Origin of the sequence: Actinoplanes sp. NPDC051861 (assembly GCF_040681145.1) — a bacterium.
In the GTDB taxonomy this organism is placed as follows: Bacteria; Actinomycetota; Actinomycetes; order Mycobacteriales; family Micromonosporaceae; genus Actinoplanes.
In genome coordinates this window covers 123,051-144,945 of sequence record NZ_JBFAYE010000013.1, presented here as the reverse complement: position 1 = coordinate 144,945, position 21,895 = coordinate 123,051, and the positions used below count along the sequence as shown (strand labels likewise).

19 protein-coding genes are annotated in these 21,895 nt (G+C 70.9%); 11 read left to right on the top strand and 8 right to left on the bottom strand.

Features of this window, described 5'->3' with window-relative positions; translation table 11 throughout:
- The first annotated feature begins 79 nt into the window (after positions 1 to 79).
- The 3 genes from AB0M02_RS29340 (at position 80) to AB0M02_RS29330 (ending at position 3,555) form a co-directional block, all read left to right on the top strand.
- A complete protein-coding gene (locus AB0M02_RS29340) occupies positions 80 to 544 on the top strand; it encodes a bifunctional nuclease family protein (RefSeq protein WP_364232484.1) in 465 nt (154 codons plus the stop codon).
- Between the two features lie 146 nt (positions 545 to 690).
- Positions 691 to 1,242, top strand: coding sequence for a MerR family transcriptional regulator (locus AB0M02_RS29335; protein WP_364232483.1), 552 nt, complete (start codon positions 691 to 693; stop codon positions 1,240 to 1,242).
- Between the two features lie 39 nt (positions 1,243 to 1,281).
- Positions 1,282 to 3,555 carry an excinuclease ABC subunit UvrA gene (locus AB0M02_RS29330; RefSeq protein WP_364232482.1) on the top strand — a complete coding sequence of 758 codons (2,274 nt, stop codon included), beginning with the start codon at positions 1,282 to 1,284 and terminating at the stop codon, positions 3,553 to 3,555.
- Here the strand turns inward: AB0M02_RS29330 and AB0M02_RS29325 are convergent.
- Positions 3,530 to 4,327: an alpha/beta hydrolase gene (locus tag AB0M02_RS29325; RefSeq protein ID WP_364232480.1), complete on the bottom strand. Its 798-nt coding sequence runs from the start codon at positions 4,325 to 4,327 to the stop codon at positions 3,530 to 3,532. The two genes, AB0M02_RS29330 and AB0M02_RS29325, sit on opposite strands and share 26 nt — an antisense overlap.
- Before the next feature lie 107 nt (positions 4,328 to 4,434).
- Between AB0M02_RS29325 and AB0M02_RS29320 the strand changes: the two genes are divergently transcribed.
- The gene (locus tag AB0M02_RS29320; protein ID WP_364232477.1) at positions 4,435 to 5,412 is read left to right on the top strand and encodes a sigma-70 family RNA polymerase sigma factor; all 978 of its coding nucleotides are present in this window, start codon (positions 4,435 to 4,437) and stop codon (positions 5,410 to 5,412) included.
- 3 nt (positions 5,413 to 5,415) lie between these two features.
- On the opposite strand, the gene AB0M02_RS29315 is transcribed toward AB0M02_RS29320, so the two are convergent.
- Entirely contained in the window at positions 5,416 to 5,700 is a 285-nt protein-coding gene (locus AB0M02_RS29315; protein ID WP_364232474.1) for an STAS domain-containing protein, read from the bottom strand.
- Between the two features lie 91 nt (positions 5,701 to 5,791).
- Between AB0M02_RS29315 and AB0M02_RS29310 the strand changes: the two genes are divergently transcribed.
- Positions 5,792 to 9,109 (top strand): AAA family ATPase, encoded by a 3,318-nt coding sequence (locus AB0M02_RS29310; protein ID WP_364232471.1) that lies wholly within the window; start codon positions 5,792 to 5,794, stop codon positions 9,107 to 9,109.
- 2 nt (positions 9,110 to 9,111) lie between these two features.
- Here the strand turns inward: AB0M02_RS29310 and AB0M02_RS29305 are convergent, their stop codons facing one another.
- Positions 9,112 to 9,435 (bottom strand): hypothetical protein, encoded by a 324-nt coding sequence (locus tag AB0M02_RS29305; RefSeq protein ID WP_364232469.1) that lies wholly within the window; start codon positions 9,433 to 9,435, stop codon positions 9,112 to 9,114.
- The gene (locus tag AB0M02_RS29300) at positions 9,432 to 9,701 is read right to left on the bottom strand and encodes a hypothetical protein (RefSeq protein WP_364232467.1); all 270 of its coding nucleotides are present in this window, start codon (positions 9,699 to 9,701) and stop codon (positions 9,432 to 9,434) included. Before AB0M02_RS29300 ends, AB0M02_RS29305 begins: the two co-directional genes overlap by 4 nt.
- A gap of 127 nt (positions 9,702 to 9,828) precedes the next feature.
- On the opposite strand from AB0M02_RS29300, the gene AB0M02_RS29295 reads away from it, so the two are divergent.
- Positions 9,829 to 11,076, top strand: coding sequence for a vanadium-dependent haloperoxidase (locus AB0M02_RS29295; protein ID WP_364232464.1), 1,248 nt, complete (start codon positions 9,829 to 9,831; stop codon positions 11,074 to 11,076).
- A gap of 14 nt (positions 11,077 to 11,090) precedes the next feature.
- Here AB0M02_RS29295 and asnB read toward each other — a convergent pair whose 3' ends face one another.
- A complete protein-coding gene (asnB, locus tag AB0M02_RS29290; RefSeq protein ID WP_364232461.1) occupies positions 11,091 to 13,004 on the bottom strand; it encodes an asparagine synthase (glutamine-hydrolyzing) in 1,914 nt (637 codons plus the stop codon).
- 152 nt (positions 13,005 to 13,156) lie between these two features.
- On the opposite strand from asnB, the gene AB0M02_RS29285 reads away from it, so the two are divergent.
- Entirely contained in the window at positions 13,157 to 13,846 is a 690-nt protein-coding gene (locus AB0M02_RS29285) for a response regulator transcription factor (protein ID WP_364232458.1), read from the top strand.
- Entirely contained in the window at positions 13,843 to 15,714 is a 1,872-nt protein-coding gene (locus tag AB0M02_RS29280) for an ATP-binding protein (RefSeq protein WP_364232455.1), read from the top strand. The genes AB0M02_RS29285 and AB0M02_RS29280 overlap by 4 nt, the downstream gene beginning before the upstream one ends.
- On the opposite strand, the gene AB0M02_RS29275 is transcribed toward AB0M02_RS29280, so the two are convergent.
- A complete protein-coding gene (locus AB0M02_RS29275; RefSeq protein WP_364232452.1) occupies positions 15,667 to 16,221 on the bottom strand; it encodes an RNA polymerase sigma factor in 555 nt (184 codons plus the stop codon). The two genes, AB0M02_RS29280 and AB0M02_RS29275, sit on opposite strands and share 48 nt — an antisense overlap.
- Positions 16,222 to 16,296: 75 nt before the next feature.
- On the opposite strand from AB0M02_RS29275, the gene AB0M02_RS29270 reads away from it, so the two are divergent.
- Entirely contained in the window at positions 16,297 to 17,805 is a 1,509-nt protein-coding gene (locus tag AB0M02_RS29270; protein ID WP_364232449.1) for a serine/threonine-protein kinase, read from the top strand.
- Here AB0M02_RS29270 and AB0M02_RS29265 read toward each other — a convergent pair.
- On the bottom strand, positions 17,783 to 18,676 hold the full coding sequence (locus AB0M02_RS29265; protein WP_364232446.1) for a LysR family transcriptional regulator: 894 nt from the start codon (positions 18,674 to 18,676) through the stop codon (positions 17,783 to 17,785). The genes AB0M02_RS29270 and AB0M02_RS29265 overlap by 23 nt on opposite strands.
- A gap of 75 nt (positions 18,677 to 18,751) precedes the next feature.
- On the opposite strand from AB0M02_RS29265, the gene AB0M02_RS29260 reads away from it, so the two are divergent.
- Positions 18,752 to 20,047 (top strand): aspartate aminotransferase family protein, encoded by a 1,296-nt coding sequence (locus AB0M02_RS29260; protein WP_364232443.1) that lies wholly within the window; start codon positions 18,752 to 18,754, stop codon positions 20,045 to 20,047.
- A 67-nt stretch (positions 20,048 to 20,114) separates the two neighbouring features.
- Complete coding sequence (locus tag AB0M02_RS29255) at positions 20,115 to 21,695, top strand: phosphodiester glycosidase family protein (protein ID WP_364232441.1); 1,581 nt, start codon at positions 20,115 to 20,117, stop codon at positions 21,693 to 21,695.
- Here AB0M02_RS29255 and AB0M02_RS29250 read toward each other — a convergent pair.
- Positions 21,680 to 21,883: a hypothetical protein gene (locus AB0M02_RS29250; RefSeq protein WP_364232439.1), complete on the bottom strand. Its 204-nt coding sequence runs from the start codon at positions 21,881 to 21,883 to the stop codon at positions 21,680 to 21,682. The two genes, AB0M02_RS29255 and AB0M02_RS29250, sit on opposite strands and share 16 nt — an antisense overlap.
- Positions 21,884 to 21,895: the final 12 nt, after the last annotated feature.

Genomic DNA, 21,895 nt, shown 5'->3' with positions numbered 1-21,895 from the left:
CCGATGGTGTGCGTGTACCGTGCAGGTAGGGGCGGCTGTGCGACAGCGCGGCGACAACACAACGACACGGAGGCGGGCGGTGCGCGAGCTGAGCGTGGTCGGGGTACGGGTGGAGCTGCCGAGCAACCAGCCGATCGTGTTGCTGCGGGAGGTTGACGGCGACCGGTACCTGCCCATCTGGATCGGGGCGGTGGAGGCCACCGCCATCGCGTACGAGCAGCAGGGCGTCAAGCCGGCCCGGCCGCTGACCCACGATCTTCTCCGGGACATCCTCGCGGCGCTGCAGGCACCGCTGAAGGCCGTGGAGATCACCGAGCTGAAGGACAACGTCTTCTACGCCGACCTGCTGATCGGCGAGAGCCTGCGGGTGTCGGCCCGGCCGAGTGACTCGATCGCCCTGGCGCTGCGGGTGGGTGCGCCGATCCGCTGCGCGGACCAGGTGCTCACCGAGGCCGGCATCGTCATCCCGGACGAGCAGGAGGACGAGGTGGAGAAGTTCCGCGAGTTCCTCGACCAGGTTCGTCCCGAGGACTTCGCCGGTTAAGGGATCGAGAGCCGCCGCTCCTCCGAAAGCGGCGTGTCGTGCGGTTACCTCCATGTTTCGCCTCGTCCTGAGATATACGCTCGTGAAGTCCAGGTGAACCGGCACACCGCCCAGATCTTGATCATGGGCAGCGGGGAGGTAGTCGCGTGCACGAGCAGCCTCTGGAAGGACCACTTCTCGGCGAGGACGGCTCGGTCGGATACCGCGGGGTCACCGCCTGCCAGGCGGTCGGGATCAGCTATCGCCAGCTCGACTACTGGGCCCGGACCACGCTGGTGGTGCCGAGTGTGCGGGACGCCTCCGGCTCCGGCACGTCCCGGCTCTACTCCTTCCGTGACCTGGTGGTTCTGAAGGTCGTCAAGCGACTGCTGGACGCCGGTGTGTCGCTGCAGAACATCCGGCGGGCCATCGACACCCTGCGTTCACGCGGTGTCGACGACCTCGCGGAGATCACGCTGATCTCGGACGGCACGACGGTCTACGAGTGCCGGTCCCCGGAGGAGGTCGTCGACCTGCTGCAGGGCGGTCAGGGCGTGTTCGGCATCGCCATCGGCGGTGCGTTCAAGGAGATACAGGGTTCGCTGTCGCACCTGCCGGCCGAGCCGGCCGTGCCGCAGCCGGTGGGTTCGGACGCGCCGGACTCCTCACCGGAGGGTGACGAGCTGGCCGCGCGGCGGGCGCGCCGCCGGGCCGGATAGCGGACAGGTTCTGACCGCGAGCCGGGGTAACTTTCCCCGGTGACCCACATCGCAGACAGCCACGATGTCATCCAGGTCCGCGGGGCCCGGGAGAACAACCTTCGCGACGTCTCGCTCGACGTGCCGAAACGCCGGTTGACCGTCTTCACCGGGGTGTCCGGTTCGGGCAAGTCCTCGCTGGTGTTCGGCACCATCGCCGCCGAATCCCAGCGGATGATCAACGAGACGTATTCGGCGTTCCTTCAGTCGTTCATGGGCAGCCCGGCGCGGCCGGACGTCGACGCGCTGCACAATCTGAGCGCGGCGATCGTCGTGGATCAGGAGCGGATGGGCGCGAACGCGAGATCGACGCTGGGGACGGCGACCGACGCGTACACGATGTTGCGGATCCTTTTCAGCCGGCTGGGGTCGCCCAGTGCCGGTTCCGCGCTGGCGTACTCGTTCAACGCCGAGGGGATGTGCCTCACCTGTGAGGGCCTCGGGAAGGTGTCCTCGATCGACGTCGACCAGCTGATCGACCGCTCGAAGTCGATCAACGAGGGTGCGATCACGGTTCCCAACTTCAGTGTGGACGGCTGGTATGTGAAGGCGTATTCCGAGTCGGGCTTCTTCGATCCGGACAAGCCGCTCGCGTTGTTCACCGAATCAGAAATGTCTGAACTTCTCTATAAAGAGCAGATCAAGGTACGGGTAAACGGCATCAACACCACCTACGAAGGTCTGGTGCCCAAGGTCCAGCGGATGTACCTGACCAAGGAACGTGAGTCGGTGCAACCGCACATCCGGGCGTTCATCGATCGTGCCGCCACGTTCGCCCCCTGCCCGGACTGCGGCGGCACCCGGCTCAAGCCGGCCGTCCTGGAGTCCCGCATCGACGGCCGCAACATCGCCGAGTGCTCGGCCATGCAGGTCAGCGACCTGGCGGACGTCCTCGCCGGCATCACCGCGCCGTCGGTCGGCCCGGTGGTGACCAACCTGCGGCACACCCTCGACTCGCTCGTCGAGATCGGCCTGGGCTACCTGTCGCTCGACCGGGAGTCGGCGACACTGTCCGGCGGCGAGGCGCAGCGCGTGAAGATGGTGCGCCACCTCGGGTCCAGCCTCACCGACATCACCTATGTCTTCGACGAGCCGACCGTCGGCCTGCACCCGCACGACATCCAGCGGATGAACGGCCTGCTGCTGCGCCTGCGCGACAAGGGCAACACCGTCCTGGTCGTCGAGCACAAGCCGGAGACCATCGCGATCGCCGACCATGTCGTGGACCTCGGTCCCGGTGCCGGCCCGGCCGGTGGCCGGGTTCAGTTCGAGGGCACGGTCGGCGATCTGCGGACCAGTGGATCGCTCACCGGCCGCTACCTGTCGCACCGGGTGGCCCTGAAGGAGAACGTTCGTTCCTCCTCGGAGAAGATCGAGATCCGCAACGCCACCACCCACAACCTGCGCGACGTCTCCGTCGACATCCCGAGCGGGGTGCTGACCGTCGTGACCGGCGTGGCCGGTTCCGGCAAGAGCTCCCTGATCTACGGCTCGCTGCCGCGGCGCGAGGGTGTCGTCGTGGTCGACCAGTCCGCCATCCGCGGCTCGCGGCGCAGCAACCCGGCCACCTACACCGGCCTGCTCGACCCGGTCCGCACCGCGTTCGCCAGGGCCAACGGTGTCAAACCGGCCCTGTTCAGCGCCAACTCGGCCGGCGCCTGCCCGAACTGCAAGGGCATCGGGCTGGTCTACGTCGACCTGGCCATGATGGCCGGTGTCGCCAGCGTGTGCGAGGAGTGCGAGGGCAAGCGGTTCACCGCCGAGGTCCTCGGCTACCGGCTGCGCGGGCGCGACATCAGCGAGGTCCTGGCCATGCCGGTCAGCGACGCCCTGGACTTCTTCACCGAGAAGCCGGTCCGGGCCGTGCTGGACCGGCTCGCCGCCGTCGGCCTCGGTTACCTCACCCTCGGCCAGCCGCTCAACACGCTGTCCGGCGGCGAGCGGCAGCGGCTGAAACTGGCCGTCCACATGGGCGGCGGCACCGTCACGTACCTGCTCGACGAGCCCACCACCGGCCTGCACCTGGCCGATGTGGACCAGCTGCTCGCCCTGCTGGACCGCCTCGTCGAGGACGGCAACACGGTGGTGGTCATCGAGCATCACCTGGCGGTGATGGCCCACGCGGACTGGATCATCGATCTGGGGCCCGGCGCCGGCCAGGACGGCGGCAAGGTCGTCTTCACGGGTACGCCGGCCGAGCTCGTCGCCGAGTCGGCCACCCTCACCGCCCAGCACCTGCGGGACTACGTCAGCTCTTCTGCGCCAGGAAGCTGAGGGCGGTCGTCGCGAACAGCGGCGAGTCGACCAGGTTGTAGTGGGTGAGGCCGGGCAGGATCGCGAGCGCGTGCCCGCCGCCGGGCCGGCCCTCACCCATCCAGCCGCCGTCGCGCTGCCCGCCGCCGAGCAGGGCGAACACCTCGACGAAGTGCGACGGCGGGCACATGTCGGCGTCGGCGGCCATGATGAGCGTGGGCACCCGCAGTCCACGGACCTGCTCGGTGAAGTCGAAGTCCTGCGCCATCGCCGCGCCGATCTTGTCGAGCAGGCGGGGGAAGTCCCCGGGGCGCGGCGCCACCCGGGCGTACAGCTCGTACATCGGGGTGTCCTTCATGAACTCGGCGGCGGCACCGGTCACCTGGCCCTGCTGCTCCAGGATCTCCGCGTAGGTGGCGCCGCGCCGGATCCCGGCCGAGGCGGACACGAGCCGGCCGACCTTCTCCGGGTGGCGGATGGCCACCTGCAGGGCGACACCGCCGCCGAGCGAGAAGCCGACCACGTCCGGCCGGTCCAGGCCCAGGTGGCCGATGAGCGCGGCGACGTCGTCGGCCATCAGCGGGATCTCCAGCGGCCGGTCGATGTCCGCGGTGCGGCCGTGTCCCTGCAGGTCGACCAGGTACACCCGGTGCTCGGCGGCGAACTGGGGCAGGACCGCGGCGAACATCTCGCCGGAGCCGAGGCCGCCGTGCAGCAGGATCAGCGGGCTGCCCTCGCCGTGGATCTCGTAGTACAGGTTGATGCCGTTGACGTCCGCGTACCGGCCGGTCATGTCGAGCTCCTTCGTCGTTCTGCTCAGTGTCGCGGGGTAGACCGGCGGGATGCGGCGAACTCATCGCGACTGGCGAAGGAATTTCCCGGGAAGGTAGTTTCTGCAGCGTGACTGATGTGGCAGCACAGCTTGAAGTGTTCCGGCCGGAGCTGACCGGCTACTGCTACCGGATGCTCGGGTCCAGCTTCGAGGCCGAGGACGCGGTGCAGGACACGATGATCCGCGCCTGGAAGGGTATCGACAACTTCGAGGGCCGCTCCGCGCTGCGCTCCTGGCTGTACCGGATCGCCACCAACGTCTGCCTGACCATGCTGGGCAGCGCGCAGCGCCGGGTGCGGCCGATGGACCTCGGCCCGGCCGGTTCCGGCACCGCGACCCACGGCGGCGAGCCCCGGCCGGAGGAGATCTGGGTGGGGCCGGTCCCGGACGAAAGGGTGCTTCCCGAGGGTACGGACCCCGCGAACCTGGTCGCCGAGCGCGAGTCGATCCGCCTGGCGTTCGTGGCGGCGCTGCAACTGCTGCCGGCCAAGCAGCGGGCCGTGCTGATCCTGCGCGAGGTGCTCGCCTGGTCCGCGCAGGAGGTCGCCGACCTGCTCGGCACGTCGGTGGCCGGCGTCAACAGCGCCCTGCAGCGGGCCCGCGCCACGATCGCCGCCGCGGACACCGGCGCCGACCTGCACCAGCCCCTCGACGCCGAGCAGAAGGCGCTGCTCGGGCGTTACGTGTCGGCCTTCGAGGCGTACGACCTGACGGCGCTGACCGCCCTGCTGCACGAGGACGCCGTCCTGAACATGCCGCCGCTGCCGCTGTGGCTGCGCGGCACCACCGACATCCGCGCCTGGATGTCCGGCGCCGGCATCGGCTGCGAGGGCTCCCGCCTGCTCCCGGTGACAGCCAACGGCCTGCCCGCCTTCGCCCAGTACCGGCGCAGCACCACCGGCGCCGGCCACGACCCGTGGGCGATCATCGTCCTGGAGATCCACGACGGCCGCATCGCCACCGTCAACAACTTCCTCGACAACACCTTCATCCGCGACGCGCCGGCACTGTTCCCGCTGTTCGGCCTGCCCACCCACCTGCCGTGAGCGCTAGCCCTCGCCGGGCAGCAGCACCTCGCGCAGCCCGAGCAGCTCCATCAGCTGCCGCAGCTCGGCGCTGACACCCGTGAAGACCAGCCGCCCGCCGGCCCGGCGGGCGGCCAGCGCCAGCCGCGTCAGCATCTCAACGGTCACCACGTCCGGCCTGGTCACCGCGCTGACGTCGCAGACGATCTCACCGTCCCCGAGCGTGGCGGCCAGCCGGATCAGCGAGGCGCACACCACCGGGATGTCCGCGCGCGTGAACTCGGCGCCGAGCGCAAAGCTGGCCGTCATACCCTCTGGGACCCGCCGTCCCCCACGAACTCATCGGCCGGCCCCGTTCGTGTCCCCGACAGGCCGGGGCGAGCGCCGATACCCTCAGCTCGTGGCCAGATCCCGACTGTCCTATGCGGAAGCGGTACGCACCCTCACCGGCGGCGACGACCGCGTGGCGCTGCTGAGCCGCGTGGCCGGCGGCGCGCTGCTGGTGGCGGCACCGTTCGTCCCCGGCGTACTGTCCTGGTTCGACGCCAAGGGCGAGGCCAACACCCTGCTGCGCGACCTGGTCGGCGCGGCGCCCACCCGGATCCGGGCCAGCCGCGGGCGCCGCCACTACGAGCTGATCGAGGCCGCCCACACGGTGCTGGTGCTGTCGTCCTTCTTCGACGCGGTCGCCGAGGAGGCCGGCGAGGAACGCTTCACCGCCCTGGAACTCACCGACGACGAGAAACGCCACATCGCCCGCCTGCCGCGCGAGCACTTCGGCTCGGCCGCGCCGCCGATGCCGGGCGCGCTGACCGGTTTCCGGGAGAACCTTCCGGCCGTCGAGCGTGCCCTGGCCCAGATGGGTGGCGTCTTCAGCGACTTCATCGGCGGCCTGGCCGCCGGCCGTGGCGTCCATTCGATGTCGTCGGGACCGTCCGTCGCCCGTGCCCTCGCCATCTATCAGGAACGCTATGTCCGGCTGGCCGCCGACGTCCCGGAGTTCGCCATCTGGTCCCAGCTCGACGAACACGCCGCGACCCGCGCCGAGGTCCGGGGCCAGTCCGAGACCCTGACCGAGTTGGCCGGCCTGCTCCATGGCCTGGTCGACATGCCGACGCCGGCCGGCGACGCGGTCCGCGCGCTGGAACGGCACCACGTCCAGGGTCTGCAGAAGCTGCTGTGGCGCTCCGACACCCCGGCCCCCGACGGACTGCGGTTCCCGACGGTGGAGGCGGGCTTCATCAGCCCCCGGTTCCGGCTCGCGGTCCACGACAAGGACGCCCGGCTCGGTGACGAGTCCTGGTGGCACGGCCGGGAGGTCCGCGACGGCCTCGACGCCTTCATGGCCGCCTACCTCGCCGATCCGGAGAGCGCGCACCAGCCGCTGATCATTCTCGGGCACCCGGGCGCGGGCAAGTCACTGCTGACCGAGGTGCTGGCCGCCCGGCTGCCCACCGAGGCGTTCACCACGATCCGGGTACCGCTGCGGCGGGTGAACCCGGACGCCCCGGTCTACCAGCAGGCCGAGGCGGCGATCGAGCAGATCACCAAGGAACGGATCACCTGGGGCGACCTGCGCCGCGCCGCCGACACCACCAAGGTGGTCCTGCTCGACGGCTTCGACGAGCTGGTGCAGGCCACCGGCGTCACCCAGTCGCACTACGTGGACTCGGCCGCCGCCTTCCAGCGGGAGGAATGGGACCAGGAGCGGCCGGTCGTCGTCGTCATCACCTCCCGCACCCTGGTCATGGACCGCACCGTGGTCCGCGACGGCACGCTCGTGGTCAAGCTGGAACCCTTCAAAGAGGCCCAGGTCGACCGCTGGACCGCTGTCTGGAACCGGGTGAACCGGGACGAGCCGACCTTCCGGCCGCTGACCACGGCCGAGCTGTGGCGGCACCGGCAACTGGCCCAGCAACCGTTGCTGCTGGTCATGCTGGCGGTCTATGCGGCCGGTGCCGGGGATCTGGCGGCCGCCGACCTGTCGACCGATCAGCTGTACCGGCGCCTGCTGGACGAGTTCATCCGGCGCCAGGTCCGGGAGAAGGCACGAGCCCACCTCGGTGAGACCGAGTTCCGGAAACTGGAGAGGTCCAGCCGTCGTGACCTGGCCACGGTGGCCTTCGCGATGTTCAACCGCAAACGGCAGTTCGTCAGCGAGAAGGACCTCGAGGCGGACCTGGACGCGCTGCACCCGCAGGAGCGCCGCGACGCCGGGCCGGGTGAACCGGTGAGCCGGGCACAGGGCACGGCCGGCGCGTTCTTCTTCGTGCACGTGGCCCAGACCGACGATCCGGCCCGCAGTTCCGGGCGGCGATCCTACGAGTTCCTGCACGCGACGTTCGCCGAATACCTGGTCGCCGAGCGGACCGTGGAGTTGCTCAGCTCCGTCGTGGCGCACTGGCGGCTGTCCCGGGAGGACAGCACCGGCGCGGCGCCGGACGATCGGCTGCTGCGGGCGGTGCTCTCCCACCAGCCGCTCACCAACGGCGAGCAGGTGATCTCGTTCCTCCAACAGATGATCACGAGTAGGACTGCTGAGGACACGGCCGCGTTCGCCGAGGTGTGCCTGGAGCTGTTCCGCACGGTCCGGCGCCGCGCGGATGACGACGCCTACCGGCCGACGCCGTTCGACGTGGTCAACCGCAGCGCCGCCTACTCGGCGAACCTGGTGTTGCTGGCCATGCTCTGCCGTCCGGCCGGAGTCGACATCGGCGAGCTGCGCGGAGCGGACGGCCCGGGGATCGAGTCGGCGGTGCGGCTGTGGCGCAGCGGCCTCGACGACGAGGTGCAGAAGAGCTTCTTCCAGCAACTGCACAGGCGGGACGAGCTGCTGGTCCTCGGCGCGGCGCAGTCGGCGCCGGTCGAGCTGACCCAATCCGTCCTGACAGGCGACATCCTGCTGGAGAGCGTTCTCCGGTCCGGCTGGGCCACGTTCCACACGGACAAGTCCGGCGAGTTCTATCGCGAGACGATCACACCGTTCCAGCGGGATTTCCACCAGCGTGTCGTGGGTCTGATCGCCTGGCGGTGGCCGGCGTCCGCGATGGGCCGGATGGCGCCCTACGACGAGGAGTTCTACCGGACGCTGCTCGGCTGGCTCGAAACCTCGGGCCCGGTGGAACCGCTGGTTGTCAGCAGGTCACTGCTGGCGAAATGCGTGCTCCAGGACCTGCCTCACCTGGACCCCGGCACCGTGCGGCGCATCGTGCGGGAAGCCCTGCTGCCCGGCGAGAAGCCGAGCGGCCACGACGGCATGGCGATCGCCGTGCTGGCCCTGACCTATCCCCACCTGCTGGCGGAGTTTCCGGGCCTGCGCCCGGTCGTGGACGCGGCCGGCGAGCCCGCCTTCCTGCACGAGGTGGCAAGGACCCATCGTGACCGGGATCCGGCACAACTCGACCCGATCATCGAGTCACTGCGTGAGAAGGCCCGCGGCGAGATCGGTATCGCCACCCCGTCGATGGTGACCGGGCTGCGGCCGAGCGCGGACGACCTGAACCGGATTCTGATCGACATCAGCAGTTATGGGGATCTGAGCTGGTCGCAGATCCGCCCGAGCGATCTGCTGGACGCCGTCACCGCCGCCGGGACGATGACGTCGGGGAGGAAGCGGTTCGAGGATTTCATCAACTTCTGGCAAGGCCACGGGTGTGACGACAGCCAGGCCGGCGCCCTGGCGCGGCTCAGGGCGATGCTGGACGAGGGCCGGGACTGATCTCAGGCGGCGTGGCCGGTCTGGGCGGCGTGGGCGATCGCCCGGCGCAGGACCGCCACCGAGACCGTCAGGTCGCCTGCCATGTCGGTGAGGCCCAGCTCGATCCATTCGCGGACCAGCTGGGAGTAGGGGACGCCGGATTGTTCGGCCGCCGCTCGTACCCTCTGGGCGAGTGCGGGCGGGACCCGCACGCCGAGCGGGACCATCGGCTCGGTGTCCGGGGCCGGGGGGAGCACCGCGGTGACCGAGGTGTCGTAGCGGACGTCGCCGGCGGCGAAGGCTGCGGCCGCCGCGGCGATCTGACTGTCGTTGTAGTGCTGGGTCATGACCGCTCCCATGCCTCGAACCGGGCCAGTTCCTCAGGGGTCATCGCGCGGGCGCCGATGATCTGCTGGTGATAACCGCCGAGCAGCCGGACCGCCACGACCAGTGGCCTGCCCGCGTCCGTGCGGCCGCTGATCGTCAGGAAGTGCACCCCGGCGCTCTCCGCCGCCAGCGGCAGCCGCCGTTTCGCCGACAGCACCTGAGTCACCTCCCACGTCTCGACGTCGCGCAGCGCGGCCAGCGCCTCGGCCAGCCACTCGTATCCCACACCACCCAGCGTAAAACGTTCGTTTGACGCCGTCGAGTCGCGATGGCGACCCGCGGGGTCACGGCCGGGGTTCACCGCCTAGGGTTTTATCGATTCATGTGAATCTCTTACCCGAACGGGAGGGACCATGAGACGTTTCGTGACAGCCTTCGTTCTGATCGGGGCGGTGATCGTGGCGCCGGTGCCCGCGGCCGCCGGGGCCCCGGCCGTGCCGAACTCGGTGATCGTCTGGGACCGGCACGCGCAGACCGCGATCTGGGACTTCGGCCAGCAGCTGCCGTGGGTGCAGAGCCGCAGCTTCGCGATGGTCAGCGGTGCCGTTTACGACGCGGTGAACGCCATCGCGGGTAAGCCGTACGAACCGTATCTCGGCGCGCCGCGGGCCACCGGGCGTGAGTCGGCCGACGCGGCCGTGGCCACCGCGGCCTACCGGGTGCTCGCCACGATCCTGCCGGAGCAGGCCGACCGGCTGCGCGGGCAGTACGACGAGGCGCTGGCCGCGATCCCGGACGGGCCCGCCGAGCGGGGCGGTGTCGCGGTCGGTGAGCGCACCGCCGCCGCGATCATCGCCGCCCGCACCGGCGACGGGTCGGACGGCACCCAGCAGTGGGTGATCGGCACCGCGCCCGGGCAGTGGCGGCCCACCCCGCCCGCCTTCGCCTCGACGGCCGGGCAGGTCGCGTTCATCAAGCCGTTCCTGGTGCCCGACCCGGCCGCCTTCCGCACCGACGGGCCGGCCCCGCTGAGCAGCGCCGCGTACGCCCGCGACTTCAACGAGATCAAGGTGGTCGGCGCGCTGCAGAGCACGACCCGCACCGCCGACCAGACCGAGGCGGCGATCTGGTGGCACGACCGCAACAACACCGAGTGGCAGATCAAACGGCAGGTCGCCGAGACGCAGCGGCTGACCGTGCTGCAGACCGCGCGGATGTTCGCGATGATCGACATCATCGCGGTGGACGCCCAGATCGCCTGCTTCGACGACAAGCGGTACTGGAGCTTCTGGCGGCCGATCACCGGCATCCGGGAGGGCGACGGCGACGGCAACCCGCGGACGCAGGGTGACCCGGCGTGGGACTCGCTGCTGGTGGCACCGGCGTTCCCGGATCACCCCTCCGGGCACACCTGCGGCACCGCCTCGCGGATGGCGACCATGCACACGTTCTTCGGCCGGGACCGGATCCCGTTCAGCGCGTACAGCGAGGCGGCCGGCACGACCCGGTACTTCACGAGTTTCTCGCAGGCCTCGGCGGAGGTGCTGGGTGCGCGCATCTGGGGCGGCATCCACTTCCGGTCGGCCAGCGCGCAGGGCCGCACGCTCGGTGAGGAGGTGAGCGCCTTCGTCACCGCACGGCACTTCCGGCCCCGCCGATAGCGGGGCGCGGGAAATCACCGTGCGGCACGTCCGGCGCCGCCGGTGATCGCCGGCTCGGCCACCGTGATCGACCGTTCGACCTTGATGGCGTGCCACAGGCAGAACATCGCGACGGTCCACACCTTGCGGGAGCGGTCGGCGTCGCCGCGGCGGTGCTCGGCCAGCAGCCCGCGGGTGTACTCGAGGTCGATCAGGTGGCCGGCCTGCGATCCGGCGAGCAGCGTGTCCACCCAGTCACCGATCGGGCCGCGCAGCCACAGCCGGGTCGGGGTGGGGAAGCCGAGCTTGGTGGCGTTGCGGACCGACTCGGGGACGATGCCGCGCATCGCCTCGCGCAGGGCGTGCTTGGTGGTCTGCGAGCCGGCCGGCAGCTTCAGCTCGGTGGGCAGCCCGGCCGCGGCCGCGTACACCTGCTGGTCGAGGAAGGGCACGCGCAGTTCCAGGCTGTGCGCCATGGACATCCGGTCGGCCTTGGCGAGGATGTCGCCGGGCAGCCAGGTGTGCAGGTCGACGTACTGCATGGAGGCGACGTCGTCGACGTCCGCGGTCTCGGCGTACAGGTGGGCGGTGACGGCGGTGTGCGGCTGGGCGGTGTAGCGCAGCAGCCGGGCCTTCTCGTCCGTGGTGAAGATCCGGGCGTTGCCGTAGTAGCGCTGCTCGATCGGGGTGGTGCCGCGTTCCAGGAAGGAGCGGCCCCGCACCCCCTCGGGCAGCGCGTCGGCCAGGTGGCGCAGGCCGCGCTTCATGCCGTCCGGCAGCCGTTCGACGCCGGACAGCGACTGCGGTTCGCGGTAGATGCGGTAACCGCCGAACAACTCGTCGGAGCCTTCGCCGGAGAGCACCACGGTGACGTAGCGGGAGGCGGTCCGGGCCAGGAAATAGAGAGGGATCAGCGACGGGTCCGCGACCGGGTCATCCAGCAAATGGACGATTTGCGGCAAAAAAGATAAAACATCCTCGTCGGTGACGATTGTCGGTGTCAGCCGCACACCCAGCTGATCAGCGGTGTCCTGCGCGACCTCGATCTCGGAGTATCCGTGCGCCGCGAAACCGGCCGTGAACGCGTGGATCGACGGGTCGACCCGGGAGGCGAGGGCGACGATCGCCGACGAGTCGACGCCGCTCGACAGGAACGCGCCGACCGGCACGTCGGCGTGCAGGTGCCGCTGGACGCTGGCGCTCAGCGCGTCGCGGATCGCGTGGTGCGCGGCCTCCGGCTGCACCCGCAGCGGCCGCAGCGACGGCCGGAACCAGCGGTGCTCGCGCACACCGCCGCCGGGCGTCCAGACGAGGCGGTGCCCGGGCGGCAGGCGCCGGATGTGCCGGTGCAGGGTGAGCGGCTCCGGCACGTACTGGAAGGTCAGGTAGTGGGCGAGCGCGTCGGTGTCCAGCGCGCCGCCGGCACCGGCCGCGAACGTGTCGAGGGCCTTGCGCTCGCTGGCCAGGAACAGCCCGTCGGCGGTTTCGAGCAGATAGAGCGGCTTGATGCCGAACGCGTCGCGGGCCGCGTGCAGGGTGCCGGTGCGGTGGTCGAACGCCACGAACGCGAACATGCCGCGCAGCCGGGGCAGCGCCGCCTCACCCCAGTAGTGGAACGCCGCCGCGAGGACCTCCGAGTCGCCCTCGGTGGCGAACACGGCCTGGTGCTCGCGGATCAGGTCGGCCCGCAGCTCCCGGTAGTTGTAGATCTCACCGTTGAACACCACGGTCCACCGGTCCGCGTACCGGATCGGCTGCACCGAGTGCTCCCGGTCGATGATCGCCAGCCGGTTGAAGCCGAACGCGTACCCGTCGCCGTACTCGATCTGGGTGTCGTCCGGGCCGCGGTGGCGCATCGTCGCCAGCGCGGCGGCGAAGGCCGCCGCCGAGTCCGCGTCCGGCGGGCCGGCGTCCGGCCGGCTGCTGACGAAAGCGCTCAGTCCACACATCGAAGCCTCCAGCGACACAGGGAGGCCGAACGTAGGTCCGGGCATGTGAAGAACCTGTGCGATTCCCGCAGCGATCCGCACGCGCACCGGAACCCGCCCGCTTCTTCACCGGTTCCTGACATTTCTTTGCCGGGTGGACGGGCTGGGCGAGAATGCGAACCGTGACCGCCCGCATCCTGGTAGCCGACGACGATCCCAAGCATGCCCAGCTGATCCGGCTGTACCTGGAACGCGAGGGCCATCAGGTGCTGACCGTCGGTGACGGCCGGGCGGCCCTGGAACAGGCCCGCTCGCGCAAGCCGGACCTGGTGGTGCTCGACGTCATGATGCCGCTCGTCGACGGGCTGGACGTGTGCCGGATCCTGCGCGCCGAGTCGGACGTGGCGATCGTGATGGTGACCGCCCGCTCGGCCGAGAACGACATGCTGCTGGGCCTGGACATCGGCGCCGACGACTATCTGAGCAAGCCGGTCAGCCCGCGCGAGCTGACCGCGCGGATCCGGGCGCTGCTGCGCCGGCTGCGCGGCGGCGAGACCGCCGAGGTGCTGCGGGTGGGCGAGCTCGAGGTGGATCCACCGCGCTTCGAGGTACGCCGCAACGGCACCGTCATCAAGCTGACCGCCAAGGAGTTCGGCATCCTGGAACTGCTCGCCCGCGAACCCGGCCGGGTCTTCACCCGGGGCCAGATCCTGGACAAGACGTTCGGGTTCGAGAACGACGTCTCCGAGCGCACCATCGACGCCCACATCGTCAACCTGCGCCGCAAGATCGAGGAGAATCCGGCCGAGCCGCGGTTCGTGCAGACCGTCTACGGGCGCGGCTACCGGATGGCCGAGCGGTGAGTTTCCGGCTGCGGATCTTCCTGCTGGTCCTGGTGGTGGCCGGTACGGCGATCGGCGCCACCGCCTGGCTCACGCTTAGCCTGACCTCGCGGGAGGTGACGCAGGCCGACGCCGCCCGCGACCGGCACCAGGCCGAGATCGTCGAACGGATCCGCGTGTTCGGCGTGCGCAACGGCCGCTGGAACGGCATCGACCGGGTGGTCGCCGAGCTCGCCGGGTCCACCGGCCTGCACATCCGGGTGCAGGCCCGCGACGGCGACGACGTGCTCACCGACTCCGACGCGATGGCCGGCCGCTCGGTCGGGCCGGTGCAGCTGGTCTCGGCCGCGGTGGATCCGGTGCCCCGGCTCGACGAGGCGATCTCCGCCTGGGCCGGGGAGCAGGTCGACCGGGTCGAGCTGCGGGAGAACGGCATCCGGCAGCGGCGGATCAAGGAGCTGGGCAGCGCCGGGATCATCTCGCGCAAGAACCCGAACGGTGAGGTGCTGACCGCGCCGCGGCTGCCGGAGAACCTGTTCGGCCCGATACCCACCAGCGGGGCCTTCACCGACCCGGCCGTGCAGGCGCTGTACCAGCTCGCCCAGTACCGGGCGGCGCTGGTCTCGGTCCGGTGCGTGGCCGGCGACCAGGCGGAGAAGGCCGCCACCGCGACCGACCGGATGCCCTACCTCAACGCCGACCAGCTCGGCGAGCTGCGGTGCGTGCAGACCGCGCTGGCCAAGGTGCACGACGACCGCTACTGGCTGGACTCGTCGTTCACCCAGCTGGCGTCCTGCTGGGCCGAGGCGGCGCCAACGCCGTTCTCCAGCTGCCTGAGCGGGGCGTTCACCGAGGCGGCGTCGAGCACCACCGCCGTACCCGTGGAGATCTACTTCGGGGCGCAGGCGCGCAACGAACTCGACGCGCTGGGCCGCCCGGCGGTGTTCGGCGCGGCGGCGCTGCTGGTCGCGGCCGCGCTCGGCACGGCCTGGATAGCGCGCCGGGTCAGCCGGCCCGTGCGGCTGCTCACCGGGGCGTCGCTGCAGCTCGCGGCCGGGCGCCTGGACGTGCGGGTACCGACCCGCGGCGAGGACGAGCTGGCCCGGCTGTCGGCGTCGTTCAACGCCATGGCCGAGGCGCTGCAGCGCAGCGAGGAACGCCAGCGCCGGCTGGTCGCCGACGTGGCGCACGAGTTGCGTACGCCGCTGTCGAACCTGCGCGGCTATCTGGAGGGGCTGGCAGACGGTGTGATCGAGCCGAGCCCGGAGCTGTTCGCGTCGCTGCACGAGGAGACCCTGCTGCAGCGGCGCATCCTCGACGACCTGCAGGTTCTCGCGCTGGCCGAGGCGGGGGAGCTGGAATACGCGAAGGTGCCGGTGGACCTGGCCGAGCTGGCCGAGACGGCGGTGACGGCGCACCGGGCGGTCGCGGCGGCAGCCGGTGTGGATCTGGTGGTCGACGCTCCGGAGCCGGTGCGGGTGGAGGCCGACCCGGACCGGACCCGCCAGGTGCTGGGCAATCTGCTGAGCAACGCGATCCGATACACCGACGCGGGCGGGCGGGTGGAGATCCGGGTGGAGCGGGATTCGCATGCGGCGATTTTGAGCGTACGGGACTCCGGCGTCGGCATGACGACGGAGGAGGTGACGCGGGTGTTCGACCGGTTCTGGCGCGCCGACCCGGCCCGGCAGCGTGCCACCGGCGGCTCGGGGCTGGGCCTGACGATCGCCCGTCGCATCGTCGCCGACCACGGCGGCACCCTGGACGCGACCAGCACGCCGGGGCTCGGCACCACGTTCACCGTGCGGTTCCCCAGCGTCGCGGCCACCGCGGCGGCCACCCTATCGAGTGTCCTGTCGAGCCGCGCCCGCCGTGAGATAGACGGCTAGCAGACGGCGGCCGCGGCTGATGTGGGTGCGGACCGTGTTGACCGGCAGATCCAGTTCCGCGGCGATCTCCTCGTACGATCGCTGCTCCCACTCCCGCAGCCGCAGCGCCTCGCGATAGCGGTCCGGCAGCAGCCGCATCGCGTTCTCCACGTCCAGCCGGGTGGCCGCGATCGAGCTCATCCGCCGCAGCTCACCGGCGCGCAGCGCGGGCTCCGGCAGATCCTGCGAGGGGATGCCGCCGCGGTCCCTGCGCCGCAGCACGTCCAGGGCCGCGTTGGTGGCCACCCGGTGCAGCCACGTGGTGAACCGGGCCCGCCCGGCGAACGTGCCGATGCCGCGGCTCACCGCGATCAGCGTCTCCTGCGCGGCGTCCTCGACGTCCGCCGCGTCGGCCAGCACCCGGCGCAGCGCCGGATGCGCCAGCCGCCCGGAACTGATCGCCGACAACAGCCGCCGCAGCGCGGCCGGATTACCGCCGGCGGCCGCCGACGCCCATTCCTCCACCATTTCCGAATCAATTTCTGATTCGTGTTTCGTCGGTTCCGGCACTCGTTTCCCCGGGATGTCGGCGGTGATATAAGAATGCGCAGAGAGCTGTCGGACAGAATTGGCGGGACCACTGTGCAGGATACCGGCCGGATCGGCAGATACCGCATTGTCAGCCCATTGGGTGAAGGCTCCTTCGCGACGGTTCACCTGGCGGTCGACGAGGAACTGGAGAGCCGCGTCGCGATCAAGGTGCTGGCGCCGCGGTGGAACCTCGACGCCGGGGTGCGCGAGCGGTTCCTCGACGAGGCCCGCCTGCTGCGCCGCCTGGAGAGCCGCCGCCTGGTGCGGATCTACGACATCGGCCAGCTGCCCGACGGCCGGCCCTACTTCGTGATGGAACACGCCGACCTGGGCACCCTGCAGGACCGCCTCGACGCCCTCGCCGCGGCGGGGGAGCGGGTCACCCTGCCCGCGGCGGTCGCGGTGGCCCGGCAGGTCGCGCTGGCGCTCAGCGAGGTGCACCGCGCCGGTGTGGTGCACCGCGACATCAAACCCGGCAACATCCTGCTGTTCACCGGCCGGCCCGAGGAGGGCGCGGACGGCGCCGAACCGGTGCTGGCGGCCGGCGAGCGGCTCGCGCTGGGCGACTTCGGGCTGGCCAAGGACCTGAGCCGGGCCGCGAGCGGATACAGCGTCGCGGTGGGCACGCCCGGCTACATGGCACCCGAGCAGGCGGCGGCGGCCGCGGTCAGTCAGGCCGCCGACGTGTACGCGTGCAGCGCTCTGCTGTTCCGCATGCTCGTCGGCGCGCCCCCGGCACCGGACTCCGAGCGCCTGCTCGCGGAAAGTCCGGCCGGTCCTTGCGTACGCAATGCGATTTTGACCGGTCTTGACCCGGCACCCAGCGCTCGCCAGCCCACCGCGCTGTCCTGGCTGAAGGTCCTCGAAGAGGCCCTGGCTCGCGACTCCGGCCCGGTCACGCCCCGCAGGCGTGCCCCGCGCCCACGCCGCGCCCTGCTCGCCGCGGCCGTGACCGGAACCGTGCTGGCCGTCGCCACCGGCATCCATCTGTCCGCTCGCGCACCCGCCCGGCAGGCGGCACCGCCGGTGGCCTACCACCGCGTGACCGACGACACCGGGCGGCTCTCGCTGGAGGTGCCGGACACCTGGACCCACCATCTGGGCAACGGCTGGCACCCCGGCCTGGACCCGTACTTCCGCGAGGTGAACGTGGGCCCCGGCCTGAACGCGGCCCCGAACGTGAACGACTGGTTCGGCCGCAACGCGATGCCGGGCGCGTTCGCCGGCGGCTCCACCCGCGTGGTCACCGAGGCGAAATTCACCCCGGACTCCCTCGCGAAGGTGTTCGGCCCCAACGGCTGCAAACTGGAACAGTCCGGCCCGTTCACGCTGGACCGGCTCGCCTTGACCGGCCGCTGGGGGACATGGGAATGCGACTACGGTGCGCGGTGGCGATATGCATATGCGTGGCCGGCCGACCATCGCTATCTGCTGGCTGTGGAGATAAAAATGACCCGGCCGGAGGACGAGGCCGTCTGGCAGCACATGCTGGAGACCCTCACCCTGCACGGGAAATGGTGACCAGGGTGGCCAGCAGAGCGGTGATCTCGGGGCGTGGGGTGGGCAGGCGGCGCGACGCGGCGATGATGCGGCGCGTCACCGGTGGGGTCAGCGGGCGGGTCGCCACCCGGTAGCGGAGGTCGATCGCCAGGCTCGGCAGCATCGTGATCGAGCCGCCGGCCTCCACGTGCTGCAGCGCGATCATGTAGTTGTTGAAGCGGCAGATCACCGACGGCTCGAAGCCGGCCTCCCGGCACAGGCGGGTGGCCAGCCCGGACATGTAGGAGCCGGTCACGTCGAACGTCCACCGCTGCTCGGCGCAGGCTTCCAGGGCGACCGCCTCGGCCGCGGTCAGCGGGTGACCGGCCGGCAGCACCAGCACGATCTCGTCGGCGGCGATCGGGACCAGGTCGATCGCCGGGTCGAGTTCGGCGCCGGGGAAGTCGGTGGTGGTGATGATGACGTCCACGTCGCCGCGGCGCAGCGCCGGCATGCTCTCGTGCGGTTCCAGTTCGAGCAGGACCACGGTGACGTCCGGGTGCCGGGCGGCCAGCCGGGTGACCGCGGGCTGGGCCAGGGCGTGCACCGCGCTCTGGAACGCGGCGAGGGTCACCGTGCCGGCAGGTTCGTCGGCCAGCCCGCGCAGTTCGGCCTCGGCGGCGTCCATCGCGGCGAGGATCTCCCGGGCCCGGCCGGCCAGCAGCACCCCGGCCGCGGTGAGCCGGACCCGCCGCCCGGTGCGTTCCAGCAGCGCGGTCCGCGTCTCCCGTTCGAGGGTGGCCAGCTGCTGCGACACCGCCGACGGGCTGAGGTTGCCGCGCTGGGCGACCGCGCGGACCGTGCCGTACGTCGCCAGATCGGCCAGCAGCCGCAGCCGCCACGGATTCAGCACTGTACGACTCTACTTAACAGTGCGACCAGAAACGTGAGATGGACGTGACGCTCGGCGGGTTCTTAGCGTCGACATATGGCTGACTCCTTCTGGTCCGGCGCTGAGCGTCACCTCGTCCGCTACTCCGGCGCAGGCCGGTTCACGCCGGAGATCATCGAGCGGGCCGAGGGCAGCTTCGTCTTCACCGCCGAAGGCCGCCGGATCCTCGACTTCACCTCCGGGCAGATGAGCGGCATCCTCGGCCACTCGCACCCGGCCGTCGTGGCCACCGTCCAGCGGCAGGCCGCCACCCTCGACCACCTGTTCAGCGGCATGCTCAGCCGTCCCGTGGTGGAGCTCGCCCGGCGCCTGTCCGAGTCACTGCCCGACCCGCTGAGCAAGGTGCTGCTGCTGACCACCGGCGCCGAGTCCAACGAGGCCGCCATCCGGATGGCGAAGCTGGCGACCGGGCGCCACGAGGTCATCTCCTTCGCGCGGTCCTGGCACGGCATGACGCAGGCTGCGGCGAGCGCCACCTACAGTGCCGGGCGCAAAGGGTACGGGCCGGCCGCGCCGGGCAATTTCGCCATCCCGGCACCCAACACCTACCGTCCCGACTTCACCGCGCCGGACGGCTCACTGGACTGGTGCCGGCAGCTCGACTACGGCTTCGAATTGTTCGACGCCCAGTCCGTCGGCAGTCTGGCCGCGTGCATCGTCGAGCCGATCCTGAGCTCCGGGGGCGTACTCGACCTGCCACCCGGCTACCTGGCGGCGCTGCGCGACAGGGTCCACGAACGCGGCGGCCTGCTGATCCTCGACGAGGCCCAGACCGGCCTGTGCCGCACCGGCGACTGGTACGCCTTCCAGCGCGACGGCGTCGTACCCGACATCCTGACGCTCTCCAAGACCCTCGGCGCCGGCCTGCCCCTGGCCGCCGTCGTGACCACCCCCGAGCTGGAACAGACAGCCCACGAACGCGGCTTCCTGTTCTTCACCACCCACGTCTCCGACCCCCTCGTGGCCGCCGTCGGCAACACCGTCCTGGACGTCCTGCAGCAGGAGAAACTCGACGCCCGCGCGGCCTCACTCGGCGACCACCTGCGCGCCGGCCTCCTCTCTCTCGGCGAGCGCCACCCGGTGATCGGCGACGTCCGCGGCCGCGGCCTGCTGATCGGCCTCGAACTGGAGGCCGCACCCGGCGGCTCGGCCGACGAGCGCGGCGCCGCCGTCACCCGCCGCTGCCTGGAGCTGGGCCTGCACATGAACGTGGTCCAGCTGCCCGGAATGGGCGGCGTCTTCCGCATCGCACCCCCACTGACCTCCACCGAGGAGGAACTGGACCTGGGCCTGTCCATCCTGGACCAGGCCCTGGCCGACACGGCGAGCTGAGGGAACCGTCACCACGGCTCGCGGCGAAGGCGGGTTACCCCGTGTGTCGAGCAGAGGAGTGGTGGCGATGGCCTACGTCGGGATCGATGCGGACGGTACGCGTGAGCTGAGCCGGGCGCTGTACGACGCCGCCGGGCAGGCGGACGAGGTGCGGCATACGGTGCTGACCGCCCTCGGCATGGCCGACGTGTCCAGCCAGAGCGCGTTTCTGCTCGGCGACGTCCAGGACCGGCTGTCGAAGCTGGGCGCGGGTCTCGGCGGCAAGGCGGACCAGGTGGATCAGCAGGTCTTCGCAGCCCAGCCGATCACGCTGGCCGCGGCGTCGTCGCCGGCGCTGCAACTGCCGGCCACCGATGCGGACACGGACGGTTTCCTCGCCGAGATCCGGTCCCGGCTGGCCGAGAACCCGTTCGACCCGATCCGCTTCACCGACGGCAACGTCACCGGGATCATCCTCAAGAACCCCGAGGGCTTCCCGGTGCTGCGTGAGAGCGGCGGGACGCTGACCGGCGCCGCGGCCGCGAAGGACACACCGGCGTTCGAGGTGGTCATCGACGGCGAACTGCTCGCCTTCGAGATCCCGGTGCTCGGCAAGATTCTGGGCGGCATCCAGTACAACGTGACCGGCGACATCTCACCGATGCTGGTGGACGTCGAGGGCCTGGTCATTCAGGACGGCAAGACGATCGTGGGCGAGTCCTCCCCGCTCACCAACCACCTGGTGGTCAAACCCGACCCGGACGGCTCCGGCGCCACCTGGCGTCTCGGCGCCGGCGACCCGCCGCTCGACTCGGCCCTCGCGTTCGGCGGCGGCATCCCCATCCTCAAGGACGGCCTGCCGTTCGGCGTCGGCAACGTCTACCGCGACGACGCGCCGGCCGGCCTGCCGCCGACCGGCCCGCCCGGCGCGGGGAACGAGCAGTTCCTGGTGCAGCGCAACAACGAGGGCTTCGCCAGCTTCGAGAAGCTGGGCCGCGACGTGGGCAAGGTGGTGACCGGCCTCGGGCCCGACGGCACAGTCATTGTCCTGGTCCAGCCGCACGGCACCGACGGGCCACTGATGTCCGAGCTGCGTGACTCGCTGATCCGCATGGGCGTACGCGACGCCGTCGCCTGGGACGGCTCCGGGTCGGCCACGCTGGTCGTCGACGGCAAGGTGGAGATCGCGCCCGAGGAGATCCGCGACCACGCCCTGCTCGCCGGCATCGGCCTGCGGCTGCCGGTCAGCGCGGAGGGCCTGTCGAACTGGGTCGACGGCAACCCCCTCTACGAAGGCACCGAGCTGAGCTTCGCCCCGCCCGCCGAACAGACCGACTGGATGAACGACTGGTGGTCCCCGGTCCCCGCCGACGGCGACTTCGGCACCCCCGAGCTCCTCGACTGGAGCAACCTGACCGGCAGCTTCGGCGGCGACCTCTACGACGTCGGCAACTCGTTCCAGTACTACGGCGGCTCACCGTCGATGAGCGCCCCCATGCCGGAGACCTGGGACTTCGGCAGTCTGGAAGGCTTCGGGGAGAGCACCGACTACTGGAGCGGCCTGGACTTCTCCGGCTACGACTTCGCCGAGTACGACGCCTTCGACAGCTACAACTTCGGCATGGACAGCATCGACTTCGGCCCCGTCGACGCCTACACCTGGGAGTAGCCGCCGGCGAGGGTGACGACCGCGGCCATCGCCACCGCCGCAGCCGCCGCGATACCGGTGACCGCGACCGAGGCCGTCGCCAGGAAGACCCCGCCGACACCGATGAGCGTCCCATTGATCACCAGGACCAGCCCCGGACCGCCACCCTCCTGGGGAAGCTCCCGGCGCCTGCCCGCTCTGCCTGCCATGTCTCAACCTCC